18 protein-coding genes, 1 tRNA gene and 1 pseudogene are annotated in these 17,430 nt (G+C 73.7%); 12 read left to right on the top strand and 8 right to left on the bottom strand.

Translation table 11 applies throughout. The features are described 5' to 3' along the window. The first annotated feature begins 84 nt into the window (after positions 1 to 84). Positions 85 to 157: transfer RNA gene (locus tag ACQF4J_RS28980), tRNA-Arg, on the top strand. 501 nt (positions 158 to 658) lie between these two features. On the opposite strand, the gene ACQF4J_RS28975 is transcribed toward ACQF4J_RS28980, so the two are convergent. Beyond that, a complete protein-coding gene (locus ACQF4J_RS28975) occupies positions 659 to 916 on the bottom strand; it encodes a hypothetical protein (protein ID WP_427167136.1) in 258 nt (85 codons plus the stop codon). Positions 917 to 1,054: 138 nt separating this feature from the next. Here ACQF4J_RS28975 and ACQF4J_RS28970 point away from each other — a divergent pair, with 138 nt between their 5' ends. Both ACQF4J_RS28970 and ACQF4J_RS28965 read left to right on the top strand, forming a co-directional pair. Beyond that, complete coding sequence (locus ACQF4J_RS28970) at positions 1,055 to 2,014, top strand: D-2-hydroxyacid dehydrogenase family protein (RefSeq protein ID WP_351566043.1); 960 nt, start codon at positions 1,055 to 1,057, stop codon at positions 2,012 to 2,014. Positions 2,015 to 2,167: 153 nt separating this feature from the next. Beyond that, on the top strand, positions 2,168 to 2,446 hold the full coding sequence (locus tag ACQF4J_RS28965) for a chaplin (RefSeq protein WP_351565910.1): 279 nt from the start codon (positions 2,168 to 2,170) through the stop codon (positions 2,444 to 2,446). A gap of 68 nt (positions 2,447 to 2,514) precedes the next feature. On the opposite strand, the gene ACQF4J_RS28960 is transcribed toward ACQF4J_RS28965, so the two are convergent. The 7 genes and pseudogenes from ACQF4J_RS28960 to ACQF4J_RS28930 form a co-directional block, all read right to left on the bottom strand. Continuing rightward, entirely contained in the window at positions 2,515 to 3,381 is an 867-nt protein-coding gene (locus ACQF4J_RS28960) for a tyrosinase family protein (protein WP_351800419.1), read from the bottom strand. Continuing rightward, positions 3,365 to 3,838 carry a tyrosinase family oxidase copper chaperone gene (locus tag ACQF4J_RS28955; protein ID WP_351565904.1) on the bottom strand — a complete coding sequence of 158 codons (474 nt, stop codon included), beginning with the start codon at positions 3,836 to 3,838 and terminating at the stop codon, positions 3,365 to 3,367. Before ACQF4J_RS28955 ends, ACQF4J_RS28960 begins: the two co-directional genes overlap by 17 nt. Positions 3,839 to 3,960: 122 nt before the next feature. Beyond that, positions 3,961 to 4,503 (bottom strand): annotated as a pseudogene (locus ACQF4J_RS28950) (hypothetical protein). Then, positions 4,500 to 4,997 carry a DUF5949 family protein gene (locus ACQF4J_RS28945; protein WP_351565901.1) on the bottom strand — a complete coding sequence of 166 codons (498 nt, stop codon included), beginning with the start codon at positions 4,995 to 4,997 and terminating at the stop codon, positions 4,500 to 4,502. Before ACQF4J_RS28945 ends, ACQF4J_RS28950 begins: the two are co-directional and overlap by 4 nt. Positions 4,998 to 5,136: 139 nt before the next feature. After that, positions 5,137 to 5,427 carry a hypothetical protein gene (locus tag ACQF4J_RS28940; RefSeq protein ID WP_351800417.1) on the bottom strand — a complete coding sequence of 97 codons (291 nt, stop codon included), beginning with the start codon at positions 5,425 to 5,427 and terminating at the stop codon, positions 5,137 to 5,139. A gap of 22 nt (positions 5,428 to 5,449) precedes the next feature. Next, entirely contained in the window at positions 5,450 to 5,899 is a 450-nt protein-coding gene (locus ACQF4J_RS28935) for a hypothetical protein (RefSeq protein ID WP_351565895.1), read from the bottom strand. Positions 5,900 to 6,463: 564 nt separating this feature from the next. Then, the gene (locus ACQF4J_RS28930; RefSeq protein ID WP_351565892.1) at positions 6,464 to 6,700 is read right to left on the bottom strand and encodes a chaplin; all 237 of its coding nucleotides are present in this window, start codon (positions 6,698 to 6,700) and stop codon (positions 6,464 to 6,466) included. A gap of 276 nt (positions 6,701 to 6,976) precedes the next feature. Here ACQF4J_RS28930 and ACQF4J_RS28925 point away from each other — a divergent pair, with 276 nt between their 5' ends. From ACQF4J_RS28925 to ACQF4J_RS28885, 9 genes are read left to right on the top strand one after another with little or no spacing between them, the layout of a single operon-like run. Then, complete coding sequence (locus ACQF4J_RS28925) at positions 6,977 to 7,696, top strand: hypothetical protein (protein WP_427167135.1); 720 nt, start codon at positions 6,977 to 6,979, stop codon at positions 7,694 to 7,696. Positions 7,697 to 7,749: 53 nt separating this feature from the next. Further along, positions 7,750 to 9,042 (top strand): glycosyltransferase, encoded by a 1,293-nt coding sequence (locus tag ACQF4J_RS28920; protein WP_427167133.1) that lies wholly within the window; start codon positions 7,750 to 7,752, stop codon positions 9,040 to 9,042. Next, positions 9,039 to 10,466, top strand: a complete 1,428-nt coding sequence (locus tag ACQF4J_RS28915) for an exopolysaccharide biosynthesis polyprenyl glycosylphosphotransferase (RefSeq protein ID WP_351565884.1) — start codon at positions 9,039 to 9,041, stop codon at positions 10,464 to 10,466. The genes ACQF4J_RS28920 and ACQF4J_RS28915 overlap by 4 nt, the downstream gene beginning before the upstream one ends. A gap of 9 nt (positions 10,467 to 10,475) precedes the next feature. After that, complete coding sequence (locus ACQF4J_RS28910; RefSeq protein ID WP_427167132.1) at positions 10,476 to 11,840, top strand: O-antigen ligase family protein; 1,365 nt, start codon at positions 10,476 to 10,478, stop codon at positions 11,838 to 11,840. After that, a complete protein-coding gene (locus ACQF4J_RS28905) occupies positions 11,837 to 13,795 on the top strand; it encodes a lipid II flippase MurJ (RefSeq protein ID WP_427167131.1) in 1,959 nt (652 codons plus the stop codon). Before ACQF4J_RS28910 ends, ACQF4J_RS28905 begins: the two co-directional genes overlap by 4 nt. Then, the gene (locus tag ACQF4J_RS28900; protein ID WP_351565875.1) at positions 13,785 to 14,537 is read left to right on the top strand and encodes a polysaccharide deacetylase family protein; all 753 of its coding nucleotides are present in this window, start codon (positions 13,785 to 13,787) and stop codon (positions 14,535 to 14,537) included. The genes ACQF4J_RS28905 and ACQF4J_RS28900 overlap by 11 nt, the downstream gene beginning before the upstream one ends. Continuing rightward, a complete protein-coding gene (locus tag ACQF4J_RS28895; protein WP_427167130.1) occupies positions 14,537 to 15,688 on the top strand; it encodes a glycosyltransferase in 1,152 nt (383 codons plus the stop codon). The genes ACQF4J_RS28900 and ACQF4J_RS28895 overlap by 1 nt, the downstream gene beginning before the upstream one ends. After that, positions 15,685 to 16,335, top strand: a complete 651-nt coding sequence (locus ACQF4J_RS28890; RefSeq protein ID WP_427167129.1) for a lipopolysaccharide biosynthesis protein — start codon at positions 15,685 to 15,687, stop codon at positions 16,333 to 16,335. Before ACQF4J_RS28895 ends, ACQF4J_RS28890 begins: the two co-directional genes overlap by 4 nt. After that, positions 16,332 to 17,426, top strand: coding sequence for a GNAT family N-acetyltransferase (locus ACQF4J_RS28885; protein WP_427167128.1), 1,095 nt, complete (start codon positions 16,332 to 16,334; stop codon positions 17,424 to 17,426). The genes ACQF4J_RS28890 and ACQF4J_RS28885 overlap by 4 nt, the downstream gene beginning before the upstream one ends. The last annotated feature ends 4 nt before the right edge of the window (positions 17,427 to 17,430 follow it).

Below are 17,430 nucleotides of genomic sequence, written 5' to 3'. Positions count from 1 at the left end.
AGGATGCGGGAGCCCTATCCTTGTCCCCGGCAACGTCACGGATCGGCCCACACCCGGGCACCCACGACAGAGGCCACACACCCGGCCCCCGTAGCTCAGTGGATAGAGCAGGCGCCTTCTAAGCGCTTGGCCGCAGGTTCGAGTCCTGCCGGGGGCGCCCAAAAGATGGCTGGTAAACACCGCACGGGCGGCCAACGGGATCACCGTCTGCGCCGTCCGCTCCACCGGCTCGGTGGCAGCTCGACAAGCCGGGAACCGAGTTGCGGTAGCAGCTTGATCAGTGCGGCGTTCTGGGCGGGGGCCCGACACCGCTTGCTGCTGATGCTCGTGGAACTCGGCGAGGAGATCGCGCGCGTTCTCGGTCGAGACGGTCGTACCGGTCCCGGATGCCACGCCGGAAGGCCCTGCTGCTGTCCGGATCACCGTCTTCGCCCTCGGCAAGCCGGCCGAGGAGCCGCTCCTGCCGGCCTTCGATCTTCTTGATCTCTTCCGGAAGCTGCTTCATCTGTCTCGAGGCAGCCTGACCGCCCAGCGTCGCCGTCGGACGGTTGCGCCCGGCCGCCCCGATGTCGCAGGCGCGCCAGCGACGCGTCGACGGCCCCCACAGGTGGCTTCCAGCCGAACCCCCGCATCCGCTCGACGAACTCCGCGGGCGGCATCACGCCGTGGTGTCCCACTCCTCCTGGGGGCGGGGCAGTTCCGCGTCCCCCGTGAGCAGACACCAGGCGACATCGCCGACCGCCGCTCCGACCGCCGCCGCCCCGGCGATCAGACCTCCCGTGATCAGTCCCCCGCCGACATACGGACGTCCGCCGAAGAAGGACAGGGCGACCCCGAGGGACAGCAGCACGACCGCGAATGCGGCCGGGACACCGGGCACGAGCAGCGCCCGTACGGACAGGAACCGACCCGTCATGTCTCTCCCCGGTTGGATGTCTCGATGGATGGGCTGTACGGGCCGACGAGTGTAACCGTCCTCGGTTTGCGCAATCATGAAAACTACTTGCACTTGACATCCTTACCCGTATCCGGCATGTCGACGAAGGGATTCCCCGTGCGCCTGCGCTGCGCCGTGCTCGACGACTTCCAGCAGGTGGCGACCGAGATCGCCGACTGGTCGTCCGTGGCCGACCAGGTGGAGACCGTCTCCTTCCCGGAGCACTTCGCCTCCGAGGACGAACTGGCCGCCGCGCTCGCCGAGTTCGACATCGTCGTGACCCTGCGCGAGCGCGTCCCCTTCCCGGCCTCCCTTCTCACCCGCCTCCCCCGCCTGAAGCTGCTCGTCGCCTCCGGCATGCGCAACAGCGTCATCGACTACGCCGCCGCCGAGGCGAACGGCGTCACCGTGTGCGGTACGGCGAGCTCCTCGACCCCGCCCGTCGAGCTGACCTGGGCGCTGCTGCTGGGTCTGGCCCGCGGGATCGTCGAGGAGAGCAGCGCCCTGCGCTCCGGCGGCCCCTGGCAGCAGACGGTGGGCGCCGATCTGCACGGCCGCCGGCTCGGTCTGCTGGGCCTCGGGAAGATCGGCAGCCGGGTCGCGCACGTGGGCCTCGCCTTCGGCATGCACGTCAGCGCCTGGAGCCAGAACCTCACCAAGGAGTACGCCGACGAGGTGGGCGTGGAACTCGCGCAGTCCAAGGAGGAGTTGCTCGCCGGCAGCGACTTCGTCTCCATCCATCTGGCCCTCGGCGGCCGCACCCGCGGGCTGCTCGGCCCCGCCGAGCTCGCCCTGCTGAAGCCGACCGCCTACCTGGTCAACACCTCCCGCGCCGCCATCGTCGACCAGGACGCCCTGCTCGCCGCCCTGCGCGAAGGCCGTATCGCCGGCGCGGGCGTGGACGTCTTCGACGTCGAGCCCCTCCCCGCCGACCACCCGCTCCGCACCGCGCCCCGTCTGCTGGCCACGCCCCACCTCGGCTATGTGTCGCGGGCGAACTACGAGACGTACTACGGACAGGCCGTCGAGGACATCCGGGCCTTCCTGGACGGGCAGCCGGTGCGGCGGCTGGGCTGAGAGCCGGGGGCGAGCGGGTGGGAGCGCGTGCGAGCGGGTTCGAGAAGGGTGATGCGCCGATGAACGCCGTGACCCCGCGCGAGACTCGGCGTTGAAGGGGGAGTGCGGCGGCGAGCGCTGCCGGCGCACTCCCCTATCCAGAAGGAGAATGTGATGTCTCGCATCGCGAAGGTGGCCGCCGTCGCGCTCAGCACCGGTGCCGTCGTCGTCAGCGGCGCCGGCCTGGCCATGGCCGATGCCGATGCCCAGGGCGCGGCCGTGGGTTCGCCGGGCCTGCTGTCGGGCAACCTCGTCCAGCGCCCGATCCACAATCCCGTCAACGTGTGCGGGAACACCGCCGACGTGACCGGGCTGCTGAGCCCGGCGTTCGGCAACACCTGCGTCAACCTCAGCCACCATGACAAGGGTGGTGACCACGGGTACGGCAACTGACGCCCTCCGCACCCGCGGAAGAGCCCCGGCGCCTCGAGCGCCGGGGCTCTTCCCGTACCCGGGGCCGCTCAGACGTACCGGTAGATCCGGCTGACGTCCTCCATCTGGTCCGGCGTCACGTCCCAGGGCGGCATCTTCTCGTGCCGGGCGACGATCCGCTCGTGCTGCTTGTCACCGACGCCGGGCGGCTTGGCCGGCAGGTAACGCGCGCCCTTGTGCCGGGCCTGCCAGCGGGTCCACTGCAGATCGACGAAGGCGTGGTGGAGCCAGAACACCGGGTCGTTGACGGAGGCGCCGCCCAGCATCGCGCCGCCGACCCAGCGGTGCACGCGGTTGTGGTTGCGCCAGGCGACACTGCCCCGCCCGGTCCCCCACCCCTCCAGCTTGTTGCGGAACCCTCTGGTGACGGTGGAGTCCCAGGGCGAGACGTCGTAGACCGGATCGGCGAGCGCCGACTCCAGTTCGCGGCGAGTCGGCAGCGCGATCGGGTCACGGGCCCGCCCGAGGTCCCGGGTCAGGAACTTCTCGTCGGTGAAGCCGACCTTGATGCTCCAGTGGCCGGCCACGTAGGCGAACGGCCCCGTCGTCACGCGATGGTCCGCGCCGCGGCCGTTCCCGCCGAGCAGGTCGGCGGTCCAGGGCGCCGAGGCCGCGGTGCGGTCGCGGGTCCAGTCCCAGTACGGCACGGCCACCGAGGAGTCGACCCTGCGCAGCGCCTTCTCCAGCTCCAGCAGGAAGCGGCGGTGCCAGGGCAGGAAGGAGGGTGTCATGTGGGCCGTACGCAGCCCCTTCTCCCCGTCGGAGGTGTAGTACTCGACGTGCGTTCGCACGAACTCGTCGTACTCCCCCCGCCGTTTGACCTCCAGCATCGCGTTCACGAACCGCCGTTTCTCGGCGCTCGTCAGGGTGCTGACGTCCTTACGCGTGTACGCCATGGTCTCCCCTCATGTCCGTCTGTTCTCCGCCCATCGGGCCCGGCGCCATGGCCCGCAGGCGCTCCCCGGGCCCCATCTCGTCGACGGCGGCGCGGGCGGCCTCCAGCGGCGTCGGGTACGAGCGGTAGTGGTCGACCATGCTCAGCCAGGTGCCGTCGGCCCGGCGCATCAGGTGCAGCGGGCGTCCGTCGACGGTGACCTGCCAGTGTTCGCCGACGGCACCGTGCGCCGCCACCGCGGTGGAGGCGGTTCTGAAGCCCTGGATGCGGCGGCTGTGGTACGTCTCGTCGAAGGCGTACTCGCCGCTCCCGCCCGGGGGCCGCGAGGCGGCGACGACCGGGGCGAGCGCCAGCGCCATGGCCGGCGCCAGCAGCGCCCGTAGCATCTCCCGCCGCGTCCCGGCTCCCGTCGGCTCCCCCTCCGCACCTACCGGCACTCCGCCTGCACTGACCACCATGGCTCGCTCCTCGTCCGATCCGGTTCGCTCGGTTCTCCGACGCGCTAACCGGCCGACGGCCCGTGCGGTCACCGTCGAGGGGCCAAGAGGTGGACGGGGGAACTCGAACGGACCCGGACCGGTCACGACGGTCCAGGCCCGGCGGATACGCCGTCCGACCACAGGCCGGGACCGAGCCCCAGGTCGGCGCCGGGAACCGTCTGCAGGACCGGGGGCAGCACGCCCGCCTCGGGGAGCTTCAGGTCGGGCGGGCCGGCGTTCCGCGGGTTGGGCGGGGTCAGGGGGGCGTCCAGGTTCAGGCCGGGGGCGAGGGTGCGCGGGTCGGAGGCGGGGGTGGAGACGCCGACGTGGCCGAACCGGTCGCCCAGGACCTATGGCAGAGGCGCGCGCAGGCCGGCGCCGGATAGCCCGACGGCGACGGGCGGCTGCGGCAGGACGTGCTCCGGGATGAGCCGGCCCTCGAGTTACCGCGGCCCGTGGGGCCGGCCCGGCGTCGGCAGGGGAATCTCACCGCCGAGCTTGGGCAGTTCCATGCCCAGGGACTGCTCGGCACCCTCCAGCGGCACGGGGGCGGGGACCGTGCCGACCCCGTGATCACCAGCAGCAGGGCGAACCCGGGGTCCGTGCCCGCCCGCCGCGCCCTGGCCCTCGGCCACCGTCGTCAGCCGCGCAGCCTGCGCGCCGGCAGGACGACGTGCGCCGCCGCGTTCAGGGTCTCCTCCGCGCCCGCGAAGGCGGCGAAGGCCTCCGGGTCGACGGGCTTGCCCGGCTCGGCCTCGGGCCAGGGGCGGGTGGTGAACACCAGGTAGGCGTAGCCGCGTTCGGCGACCGCAGCGAGCCACTCCGGCGGCGGGGTGCACTGGGCGTTGGAACCCGGCAGGGTGACGACGGCGTGGCCGCCCGCGACGAGCAGGCTGAGCGGCAGGCTCGGCTTGGCGGCGGCGTCGGTCAGCTCGCCGCCGATGGGCAGGCCGACGCTCCTGAGCAGGTCGGCGACGGCGGCCGACGCGGCCTCGGGGCCGTCCGCCGCGTCGCCGAGGGGGTGGACGAGCAGGTAGGCCATGTCGCCGTCGGGGGCCTCGCCGCTCCAGGCCATCACGACGAGGGTGCCCAGTTCGGCGGGGCCGAGGGGGCGGGTTTCGCTTGAGGTTGAGGTCACCGCGCGACCTTATCGACGGCCCGGGAAGCGGCCGGGCGGCTTCTCACCCGACCGGGGGACGGTCCCCGCCCTCTCCACACGAACGAGGGACTCGCGTCGAACAGCCTGCGGCACTACGTGAATTCGGTTCCGGTGCGATTCAGTGCTGGAGCGGAAGGCCGCCGAGCAGTCCGCCGTTTTTGTTCAGCGCGCCCGTCGCGCCCTTCACGGTGCTGAGCAAGGAGCCCTTCTTCTCGGTGTCGAGCGCGTGCGACTGGTGCTGCAGCGGCATCATGTCGCGGGGCTGGATGTGTCCGCTGGTGAGCGTGTTCACGGCGCCGTTGAGGCTGGTGGGCGTCATGTCAGAGGCGCTGTAGGCGAACGCGGGCGCGGCGGCGCCGGCGAGGGCGACGGTACCGGCAACGACAGCGGCGGCCTTCAGAGACTTCATCGGGTTCCTTTCATTGGGCAACTCACGTCACCAGGGTGAATTCTGACGCCGTGCCCAACGATCCGCGACCGGCGGGGAAACCCCGCTCGCAGAAAACGTTTCTCATTCTCGTATGAAAGGCCGCCCGGCCGACCCTCGTACCGGATCTGCCGGGCGGGCGCGGTGAGTTCGGCCTTCGTCCGGGTCGCTCGACGCGCAGCGCCGGCGTCGCGGGCAGCGAAGGTGTCGACACCGGAAGGCCCGGCAGGTTCGCGGCGGGGAGGCTGCCGCCGAGCAGGGTCGCGGTGACGGTGTTGACCAGTCCCGCCACCACGCTCGTGACGGCCGGCACCGCCTGGGTGACGTCCCCGGAGGTGACCGCCTGGAGCCGGGAGTCGATCGCCTTCCGCAGCACGGACAGGGCGTCGCCGGTGAGGTCGGCCGCGGCCCTCGGCCTGGCGTCGTCGCCGTTCTTGGCGAGCGTCGGCAGCACGGGCAGGGCAGGGTCGCGCGCAGGTCGGAGCGGCGGGGATGGCCGGGGTGGCGGGGGTCGCCGGGGTGGCGAGGGTCGCGGGCGTCGCCGGGGTGGCGGGGGCCCCGGGAGTGCCGGGTCGCGGGCGTCGCCGGGGTGGCGGGGGTCGCGGGAAGCGCCGGGGTCGCGGGCGTCCCCGGGGTGGCGGGGGCCCCGGGAGTGCCGGGTCGCGGGCGTCGCCGGGGTGGCGGGGGTCGCGGGGAGCGCCGGGTCGCGGGCGCCGCGGGGACAGCGGCGGAGACCTTGGCGAGGGCGTCGGTGGCGGCCTTGCCGAGGATGTCGGCGTCGGCGGCCGGGAACTGGCCGTTGCGGGCCTCGAGGACGGCGTTCAGCAGGTCGGTGACCCGGGTGAGGACGGTTCGGTGGTGAAGGGGACCTGCTGCCCACCGTGGGATCACCCCTCGCGCCCCGCAACCGCACGGCCCCGTTCGGGGCAGTGCGAACCGGCCGCTCGCCCGCGGAGGAACCACGGGAGGGCGGCCGGCGAGGGGAGTGCGCGCCTGAAGGCGGCGACGTCGAGGGACGTCAGTCGTTGACGCACACGTTGCCGAACGCGGGGTTCAGCAGACCGGTGGTGTCGACGGTGTTGCCGCAGACGTTGACCGGCACGTGGATCGGAACCTGGACGACGTTGCCCGACAGCACACCCGGGGAGTGGGCGGCGACGCCGTGCGCGTCGGAGTCGGCGGAGGCGATACCGGCACCGCCGGCGACCGCCGCGGCGGCGGCGGTAAGGACCAGGCCCTTCGCGATACGCGACATGGAGAGGTGCTCCTTGAGGGTTGACACAAACATCCGGGCGGATACCCGGCGCTTTGTCAACGCCTGACGCGCGCGCGGGTTGTGCCGCCAAAGGGGTGATCCGGCAACGGACCACGTTTCGCCGATCCGACACACTTGTCCATTTTTGGGGGATTCATACGGATAGCGGCTAGAGTTGCGCACCCCCGGACGCGCCTCCCTGAAGCCAGCCGATCGCATTCCTCTCGCTCCCTGAGGTTCCCGAATTCCCGAATTCCCGAAAGGGCACTGCCAGTCATGCGTAATTCCCCGGGTCCGCTGCTGCGCCGCGCGACGGTCGGCGTCCTCGCTCCGGGAGTGTTCTGCGCGCGGGCCCGCGCCGCCGCGCCCCCCGCCCCCGAGGCCCCGCGCCTGCCGTTCGCCGAGCGGTACCACGCGCTGCAGCACGGCGGCATCGTCCGCGCGGCCGGCACGGCCGTCAGCACGCGGTCCTACGTCGATGTCGACAGCAATCCCGACACCTACAACTCCTCCCGGGCCGAGGTCCGTCCGCCGGACGGCGCCCGGGTGACGTACGCGCGCCTGTACTGGGGCGGGAACCCGACCCTGTGGGACGGCTTCGGCACCCTGGACGCCCGCTTCGGCCAGGAGGTCCGGCCGCGCGGTGTGCGCGTCCCGAAGGGAACGTCGGGCCGGGCGGCCCTGGTCGCCCACGGCGGCGACCGCGGCCGTAGGGCCGACTCGCTCACCGTCTCCACGGGGCGCGGGCCGAACACCGTGCTGACCGACGCCGCCAACCCCCGCGACGGCGTCCTGAACTCGACGATCAGCGCCCCGCGCACGCCTCCGAGCCGGCGGGAGCCCTCGTGCTCGAACACGTTGGGCTACGGCTCCGATGTGTTCGATCTCGGAACCGCTCTGCGACGCGGTGGTGACCAGCCGGCCTTCCGGCTCGTTTCCCAGCGGGACGCGGCATGGGCCGGCGTGCTCTTCCGGGCCGTCGACGCAACTGAGTGAGGCGCGGTCCCGCCCGCAGTCCCGAGCGCCACCGTGAGCGAGGAAACCGCGCAATGCACCTGCCAGCACCCGACCCCCGGTCACGGGTCCTGCACGTCACCCAGCCGGTGGACGGCGGGGTCGCCAGTGTCGTGATGAACCTGACGCGGGCGCAACTCGCGGCCGGCCTGCACGTCTCGGTCGCCTGCCCCGCCAGCCGTCTCGCCGACGAATTGCGGTCACTGGGCGCCGACGTACACAACTGGCGGGCGACCCGCTCGCCGGGCCCGACACTCGTTCGAGAGGTACGCCGACTGGTGCGGGTGGTCGCGGAGGCGCGGCCCGATGTGGTGCACGCGCACAGCGCGAAGGCGGGGCTGGCCGGGCGGCTCGCGGTGCGCGGACGCGTCCCCACGGTGTTCCAGCCGCACGCCTGGTCGTTCGAGGCGGTCGAGGGGGGCATGGCGGCGCTGGCGCTGCGGTGGGAGCGATGGGGGGCGCGCTGGACCTCCCGGGTGGTGTGTGTGAGCGAGGCGGAGCGCGCGACCGGAGCGCGCGCCGGGATCGCCGCCCCCTGGGCGGTCGTACCGAACGGCATCGATCCGGGGCGCTTCCATCCCGCGGCCGTCGACACCGTACGGGCCGCGCTGCTTCCGCACGTCGATCCGGCGGCCCCGCTGGTGGTGTGCGTGGGGCGGCTGTGCCGGCAGAAGGGCCAGGACGTCCTGCTGGACGCCTGGTACGCCGTGCAGGACCGGGTCCCCGCGGCCCGTCTGGTGCTGGTCGGCGACGGGCCGGACCACGTCGAACTCCGCTCTCGCGCACCCGAGTCGGTGGTCTTCGCCGGGACCGTCCCCGACGCGGCGCCCTGGTACCAGGCCGCCGACCTGGTCGTGCTGCCCTCGCGCTGGGAGGGCATGGCGCTCGCCCCGCTGGAGGCGATGGCCTGCGGGCGCCCCGTGGTCCTGACGGACGTGGACGGCGCCCGCGAGAGCCTGCCACCGGCTCTGCGCCCTGCCCGCCGGGCCCCGGGGAACCCCGCGAACCGGGCTCCCGTCTTCACGCCCGGCCGCCCCGAGACCCCCGCCTCTCCTGCGGCCGGCACCGGAATCCCAGCGGCCGTCCCCATGCCCCGCTGCCTCGTCCCCCCGGGCGATCCGGCCCAACTCGCCGACGCCGTTTCCTCGTTGCTGCTCGATCCGTTGCTGCGTGAGTCGCTCGGGCATCTGGGGCGCCGCCACGTCCTGTCCACGCACGACGTGCGGCACGCGGCCGAGGCGGTGACGGGCGTGTACCGCGACCTGCTCGGCGACGTGTCCGCCGCTGCCGCCGTGCCCTCCGAGTACAGGGAGTCCATCCACTCGTGACCGCGGAAAGTACCGTCCCCTCGCCCGGCGGGCAGCCACGGGATCCCGGATTCTCGCCCGTCGCGGTCATGCCCACGCGCACCGCCGGAGCCGGATTCCGGTTCCCGGCCGGCCGCCCTCCGGCGCGCCCGGCCTCCCCCGTGCCGCTGCTCGCCGCGGACGTCACCGCCGCCGTCCTCGGCGCCGTGGCGTTCGCGGGCGTCGAGCAGGGCCCCCTGCTGCTGGCCCTCCTGGTCGTCGCGTCGACGCTGCTGCGCCCGCGTCTCCCGCAGCACGCCCCCGGCGTCCTCGACGAACTCCCCGCCGTCTGCGGCCGGATCGCCGTGACCTGGACGGCGCTCGCGGCGCTCGTCGCGGCGTACGCCCCGGCGCACGCGCTGTCCGCCCGCACCCTGCTGCTGGGTTTCCTGCTCCAGTCGACGGCGGACTGCGCGGGCCGCGGCCTGGTGCACTGGCGCCGGCGTACCGCCCTGCTGAGCCGCCCCCGCACCGCCCTGGTCATCGGCCCGGCGGCGACCGCCCAGCGCGTCGCCGCCGCCGTCCTGCGTCACCCGCGCTGCGGGGTGCGCCCGGTCGGGATCGTGGCCGAGCACCCCGAAAGGACCGACGGACTGCCAGTGCTGACGACCGGTCAGGAGGTGCAGCGGGCGCTCATCCAGAACGGCGTACGGGACGTGCTCGCCGTCCACCCCTCGGTACGGACCCAGCAGGGACCGCTGCTGCGGGCGCTCGCCGAGTCGGGGTGCGAGGTGTGGGAGGTCGACGCGGACTCACCGTCGTACGCGACCCGCGACCAGCTCGCCGGGTTCTCCTGCCGGCGCCTCGACATGGGGCACGGGCCGCGGCGCGGAAGCGTGGGCAAGCGACTGCTGGACGTGCTGGTCTCCGGGACGCTCCTGCTGCTGGTCAGTCCGCTGCTGCTGGTGTGCGCCGTGGTGCTGCGGGTCAGCGACGGGCCGGGGGTGGTCTTCCGGCAGGAGCGCATCGGCAAGGACGGCCGCCCCTTCACCCTGCTGAAGTTCCGCACCCACCGCCCGGTCGACGAGCACGAGTCCGCCACCCGCTGGAGCGTGGCCGACGAGGACCGCATGTCGTGGTTCTGCCGCTTCCTCCGCCGCAGCTCCCTCGACGAGCTGCTCCAGCTGTTGAACGTCTTCTGGGGCGATATGAGCCTGGTCGGCCCGCGCCCCGAACGCCCTTACTTCGTCGCCCAGTTCAGCCAGAACCACCCCGGTTACGCGTCCCGCCACCGGATGCGGACCGGGATCACCGGGCTCGCCCAGGTCAACGGCCTGCGCGGCGACACCTCGATCGAGGACCGGGCGCGCTTCGACAACGCGTACATCGACAACTGGTCGCTGTGGCAGGACATCTGCATCCTGCTGCGCACCGCGGCCGCACTCGCACGGCCGACAGGGAGCTGAGCCGCGCCCATGAGTCACGCCCTGCCCGTGCCCCGCCTCCGCGAGTGGCCGCCGGTCCTGCCCGTACTCGCCGTGCTCGTCCTGCTCGGTCTGCCGCTCCCGCCCACCGGGGAGAGCGGCGCGGGCCCCGCCGACGCGGTCTCCGCGCTCGTGGTGCTGTACTGCGCGACCCGTCTCGCGCGGGACCGGAGGCGCCCCCTGTCCCGTACGGCCGCACTGGTACTGGGCCTTCCGGTGCTGGGACTCGCGGTCGCCGCGATGGGGGCGCCCTCGCCAGGTGCCGGGATCACCGGTCTCGGGCGCTACCTCCAGATCTTCGTCCTGGTGCCGGCCGCCGTGCTGCTGCTGATCCGCGGCCGTAGTGACTTCCGGCTGCTGGCCTGGTCGTTCGTTGGGCTGGCGGTGTGGCAGGGGGCGATCGGGGTCCACCAGTACGTCACCGGGACCGGCGCCTCCTACCAGGGCGAGGACGTCCGCGCGGTGGGCACCTTCGGGCCGACGGACGTGATGGGCATGGCCACGGTCGTGTCCTTCGGCCTGGTGTGCGCGCTGGGTCTGGCGCTCGGCCGGGCCTCGGTACGGCAGCGGGCCGCCGCCGCGTGCTGCGCGTCGGCGCTGCTCCTCCCGCTCGCCCTGTCCTTCAGCCGCGGGGCGTGGATCGCCACTGCGGCCACCTGCGCGGTGCAGCTGGTGCTCGCGGGGCCACGGCGGGCGCTGAAGGTGGGGGCCGTCGCGGTCGCCGCCGGGGTCGTCCTGGTCGGCGGCTTCGGGGTCGGTTCGGCGATGCTGCAGGAGCGGATCTACAGCATCACGCGGGTCACCGACGCACCGGACCAGTCCGTGACCGACCGGTACACGATGTGGGCGGCGGCCGTCGGCATGTGGCACGAACAGCCGCTGACCGGCGTGGGGTTGAAGGGATTCCCGGACCACCGGGACAGCCACGCCTCACTGGCCCTCTCCTCCGGCAGCGACACGGAGGGCGCGGGCACGGCCTTCCGCAAGCAGCCGCTGCTGTCCCCGCACAACATGTACCTGCTGGTGCTGGCCGAGCAGGGCCTCGTCGGGGCCCTCGCCCTGGTCGGCAGCTGGCTGGCCCTGCTGGTGTGCGGCCTGCGCGGTCTGTGGCGCGCGCGGGTCACGGGCACGGATCCGGACTGCTCCCTGATCGGCACCGGCCTGCTGATCTGGCAGCTCATCGACTTCGCCTACGCGGACATCGGCGGCCCGTCCACCGTACTGACGGCCGTGGTCTTCGGCGCGGTGGCCTGGTGGGCGCTGGTCGGGGCCGACGAGGCCGGGCCCCGGACCCGACGGGCCGCGGGAGCGGTCGAGCGGACCGTCGGCGATGCCGAGGAGGCCGCGTCGCGATGACGGTGACACCCCCGGGCGTCCCCCGGATCGCCCGCGCCGCCGGGCCCGCGCCGGTCCCCGGGACGCCGGCGAACACGGCGGGCGTCCCAGGAGGGCCCTGCCCCACGGACGGATCGGACGCCCTGGGAGTGCCGGCCCCGGCCGCCCCCTGGCACGCCCCCGGGACCACGGACACCCGGTCCCCGGAGAGCGCACCGACCCCCGCTCCCCCGTACGACCCCACCAACGCCCGGACCCTCGCAAGCGCACCCACCCCCGTCCCCCCGTACGACCCCACCAACGCCCGGACCCTCGCAAGCGCACCGAGCCCCGTCCCCCCGTACGACCCCACCACCCGCCCCGGAGATGGCGAGGCGCCGGCCGGTCGTCCCGGCGCGGGCGGCGCCCCCGACTCGGCCTCCGCGTCCGGGCGGTTCCTCGCCAAGGCCGCCCTCGTCACCGCCGGGCTCTCCGTCGCCGGGGCCCTGCTGGGGCTGGTGCGGGACCAGGCGCTGGCCCGGTTGTTCGGGGCCGGGAGCGAGACGGACGCGTTTCTGGTGGCGTGGACCGTGCCGGAGTTCGCGGCGACCCTCCTGATCGAGGAGGGTCTGGCGTTCGCGCTTGTCCCGGCGTTCAGCGCGGCGCTGGCCCGGCGCGCGCAAGGTGTTCCCGGCGATCCGGTCCGCGCCCTGGTCGGTGCCACCCTGCCGCGCCTCACACTGGGCTTCGTCGCCACGGCCGTCCTGCTCGTCGTCGCCGCACCGCAACTGGTCGAGGCCCTCGCCCCTGGCCTGCCCCACCCCGCGCTCGCCGTCGACTGCACCCGGCTCACGGCGACCTGCGTACTCAGCTTCGGGCTGGCCGGCTACTGCAGCGCGGCCCTGCGCGCCCACCGCCGCTTCCTCGCCCCCGCCGCGATCTACGTCGCCTACAACATCGGCATCATCAGCGGGATGTTCGTCCTCGGCGGCCGCTGGGGGGTGCGATCGGCGGCGGTCGGCGTCGCGATGGGCGGATGCCTGATGATCGCCGTACAACTGCCCTCATTGTGGCGGCAGTTGCGCAAGCGGGCGGACACGGTGGCCGCCTGCGCCCCCGGCCAGGTGCGCCCCATGGACTTCGCCCTGGTCGCCAGCGTCCTGCTCTTCGCCCTGTGCCGGCAGTCGCAGGTGCTCATCGAGCGGCTCCTCGCCTCCCACCTCCCGGCCGGCGCCATCTCGCACCTGAACTACGCGCAGAAGGTCGCCCAGATGCCGATGGCGCTGTCGCTGATGCTGAGTACCGTCACCTTCCCGGTGGTGGCCCGCGCACTGGCCGAGGGCGACACTGAACGGGCCCGGATCCGAGTGGAGCGGGACCTGTCGCTGGCCGCGTGCATCGTGCTGCTGGGCACGGCGATCGTGATCGCCTGCGCTCCGCAGATCGTCGAACTCCTCTTCCAGCGGGGCGCGTTCACCCCGAGGGACTCGGCGGCGACGGCGGGCGTCATGCGCGTGTACGCCCTCGGGCTGCTCGGCCAGACCCTGGTCGGCGCCCTCGTCCGGTCCTACTTCTCCGCGGCCCGCCCCACCTGGTACCCGGTCGGCGCGATGACGGCCGGCATCGTGGTGACGGCCTGGATCGGGTCCTTCACGGTGCTGCCGTGGGGCGTCGACGGCATCGCCACCGCCAACGCCGCCGGCATCACGGTCAGCGCCGCCCTGCTGCTGGCCGGCATGGGCCGGGGCGGCGTCCCGATCCGCACCCGCCGGGTGCTGGCGGAGCTGACCAAGCCGCTGCGCGCCGCGGTGGTTGCCACGCCGGCGGGAGCCTTCGTGGCACAGCACGTCGCCTCCCCCGTGCCCGCCCTGGCCGCCGGCTGCCTGACCGCCACCACGGTCTTCCTCCTGCTCGGCCTGGCTCTCCGCGCCCAGGGCCTCGACCCAGCGCTCCACTCCGTACGCACCGTCACACGAAGGCTCAAGCATGGCCGTTGACTCCCAAGACGTCGGCAGACGACTCGCCCCCGGTCCGGTTCCGTGGGTGGCGATGTACCACTCGGTGGCCGAATGCGCGGACGACCCGTACCGCATCACGGTCACGCCCGAGCGGCTGGAGACCCAGCTGCGGTGGTTCCACCGGCGGGGCCTCAGGGCCGTCTCCCTGGCCGAGCTGCTCGCCGCGCGCGCCCGCGGCGAGGGCCGGGACCTGATCGCGCTGACCTTCGACGACGGGTACGCGGACTTCGTCGACAACGCCCTGCCGATCATCGGCCGTTGGGACTGCGGTGCCACCCTGTTCGTGCTTCCGGGCCGGCTCGGCGGCAGCAACGCCTGGGATGCCCGCGGTCCGCGCAAGGCGCTGCTCACCGCCGACGGCATCCGGCACGCGGCTGCCGAGGGCGTCGAGATCGGCTCGCACGGCCTCACCCACCTCGACCTCACCCAAACGAACGACGCGACGCTGGAGGCCGAGGTGTTCGAGAGCCGGGCCCTGCTGGAGGAACTGACCGGCGGCCCGGTGGCCGGGTTCTGTTATCCGTACGGCGTGATCGACCGGCGGGTCGTCGGTGCCGTACGGGACGCCGGGTACGCGTATGCCTGCGCCATCGACCCCGGCCCGCTGACCGGCCCGCACGCCCTCCCCCGCGTCCATGTCGGGCAGAACGACCACGCCGTACGCCTCTTCCTCAAGCACCGGCTGCACCGGCTGCGCCGCCGTCCCGTCGTGGGGGCGTGATGAAGGCGCTGCATGTGATCACGGGCCTCGGCGTGGGCGGCGCCGAGCAGCAACTGCGGCTGCTGGTGCGGCACCTGCCCGTCCACTGCGATGTCGTCACGCTCACCAACCCGGGTGCGGTGGCCGACGGGCTGGCCTCCGACGGGGTGCGCGTCACCCACCTCGGCATGGCCGGCAACCGGGACCTGACCGCGCTGCCCCGGCTGGTCCGGCTCATCCGCTCGGGCGGCTACGACCTCGTCCACACCCACCTCTACCGCGCCTGCGTCTACGGCCGCCTGGCCGCCCGTCTCGCCGGGGTCCGGGCGATCGTCGCCACCGAACACTCCCTGGGCGACTCCCAGATGGAGGGCCGGCGGCTGTCGCGGGGGGTGCGTTCGCTGTACCTGGCCAGCGAGCGCCTGGGCCGCTCGACCGTCGCCGTCTCCCCCACGGTCGCCGAGCGCCTGCGCCGCTGGGGCGTCCCGGCCCCCCGCATCGAGGTCGTCCCGAACGGCATCGACCTGCCCCGCTTCCGCTTCGATCCCGACCGGCGCCACCGCACCCGCCGCCGCCTCGGGCTGCCCGAGGACGCGTACGTCATCGGCGGCATCGGACGCCTCGCCCCCGGCAAACGTTTCGACTTCCTCGTTCACGCTCTCGCACGACTCCCACGGGACCACTGGCTGTTGCTCGTCGGCGGCGGCGACGAGGAGAACGTCCTGCGCCGCACCGCGCACGAGGCCGGTGTCGCCGACCGGGTCCTGTTCACCGGCGAACGCCCCTACGTGCCCGACGGCACCCCTGGCCCCGACCTTCCCTCGCTCGCCTCCGCGATGGACGTGCTCGCCTCGCCGTCGCCGGAGGAGGCCTTCGGACTGGCGATCGTCGAGGCGCTGGCCTCCGGGCTGCCGGTCCTCTACGCCTCCTGCCCGGCGATCGAGGACCTGCCTCCGTACCTGGCCGCCTCCGCACGTCGGGTTCCGTGCGGCGTCGAGGAGTTCGCGGCCGCCGTCGCCGCGACCCGCGCGCAGGGCCCAGGTCCACGGACGGCCCCAGAGGCCGCCCGCCACTACTGCATCACCCGCAGCGCCGCCCAGCTCATGGGCGTGTACACGGCCGCGATGTCCCCGTCGTCGTCCCCGTCACTCCAGGGAGCCCCCTCGTCATGACCGAAACCCTCACCGCCCGGCGCCGGGCGGCCGTCACCCGTGCCCGGACCCTGCCGCCCTGGACCCTGATCGCGGCCGGCGTCCTCGCCGGCGGCCTCCTGGGCGGCGGCTACGGCCTGGCCGAACCACCGACGTACACGGCCACCAGTTATGTCGTCGCCGTGCCGACCTCGAAGTCCGACCCGGCGTCCGCGCTGGGCTTCGCGCAGGCCTACGGCCGGGTCGCCACTCAGCTCGCCGTGCTCAGGGGCGCGCAGGTGTGGGCGGGCGTATCCGTGAAGACGCTGCAGTCCAGCGTGCAGGCGGCGACCTCGCCGGACGCCCCGATGGTCGCGATCACGGCCACCTCCTCCCGCCCGGACCTGGCCGCGGACATGGCCAACGCCGTCTCTCGTGCGCTGACCCAGCACTCCACCGACACGAGGAGCGAGACCAACGTCGAACTCCAGCAGTTCGCCCGCGCGACCAGGCCGACCGATCCCTCCTCCGCCTCCCCGGCGGTGACAGGCCTGGTCGGCGCGAGCGCGGGCGGGCTGCTCGGCGGACTGGTGCTGCTGGTCCGGCCGCGCCGCACGGCCGACGGATCCGGGCGCGCCCTCTCCGTGCCGTCCCCCGCCGTTGCCGCCGAAGCCCACGGCCAGCTGTGACGTACACGACCGAACTCGTCACCGATGAGGTCGCCTTCGGTGAACTGGGCGCGCAGTGGGGGCGGCTGCACGGCCGGTGCGCCACCGCGACCCCCTTCCAGAGCCATGCCTGGCTGCACTCCTGGTGGCTGTCGTACGGCAGGCGCGGACGGCTGCGCCTGCTGCTCGTGCGGGACGGCGGCGCACTCGTCGCCGCCGCTCCCCTGATGCGGGTGCGCCGGCCCGTGCCCGCGCTGGTGCCGCTCGGCGGGGCGATCTCCGACTACGGCGACGTCCTGCTGGACGACGAACGCGGCGAGGACGCGGCCGCCGCGCTCACCGAAGGCCTGTCCGCCTGCGCCCGCACCTCGCTGATCGATCTGCGCGAGGTACGGCCCGGCTCGGCGGCCGAGCGCGTATACGACCGCTGGCACGGACCCCGGCGCCGGGTGGCCGACTCACTGTGCCTGGAGCTGCCCGCCGTACCCATGGACGAACTGGTGGCCCGGCTGCCGTCGTCGAAGGCCCAGCGGGTACGCGCCAAGCTGCGCAAGCTGGACGCGCTCGGCGTCGAGCGGCATGTGGTGGGGCCGGGCGAGGTGGACAAGGCGCTGCGGCGGCTGCTGGAGCTGCACGAACTGCAGTGGCAGGGACGGAAGGTGACGTCCGAGCATCTGCGGGAGCGGTTCCGGGAGCATCTGGTGCGGGCGGTCGGGCCGATGGTGTGTGCCGGGGACGCGGTCGTCACCGAGTTCCGGCTCGACGACGACGTGGTGGCCGTCGACCTGACCCTGCTGTCCCCACTGCTGGCGGGCGGCTATCTGTACGGCGCCCATCCGTGTCTGCGCGAACGCAAGGTGGACGTGGCGGTGATGCTGCTCGACGCCTGCACCCGGCACGCTCGCGGCACGCTGAGCCTGCTGCGCGGCGACGAGCCGTACAAGCACCACTGGCGCACCGAACCCGCCGTCAATCAGCGGCTGCTGCTGGCCCGGCGGCGTACGGCCCCGCTGCTGGCGGCGGCTGTCTGCGACCTGGCCGCGCGGCAGCGGGGCAAGGAGGTCGTGCGGGTCGTGCGGGAGTGGAGGGAGCGCGGTGGCGGCGGGCCGTGAGGCA

Origin of the sequence: Streptomyces sp. C1-1 (assembly GCF_050214755.1) — a bacterium.
GTDB lineage: Bacteria > Actinomycetota > Actinomycetes > Streptomycetales > Streptomycetaceae > Streptomyces.
Note: the sequence above shows the minus strand (reverse complement) of the source record. Positions and strands in the feature narration are given on the sequence as shown.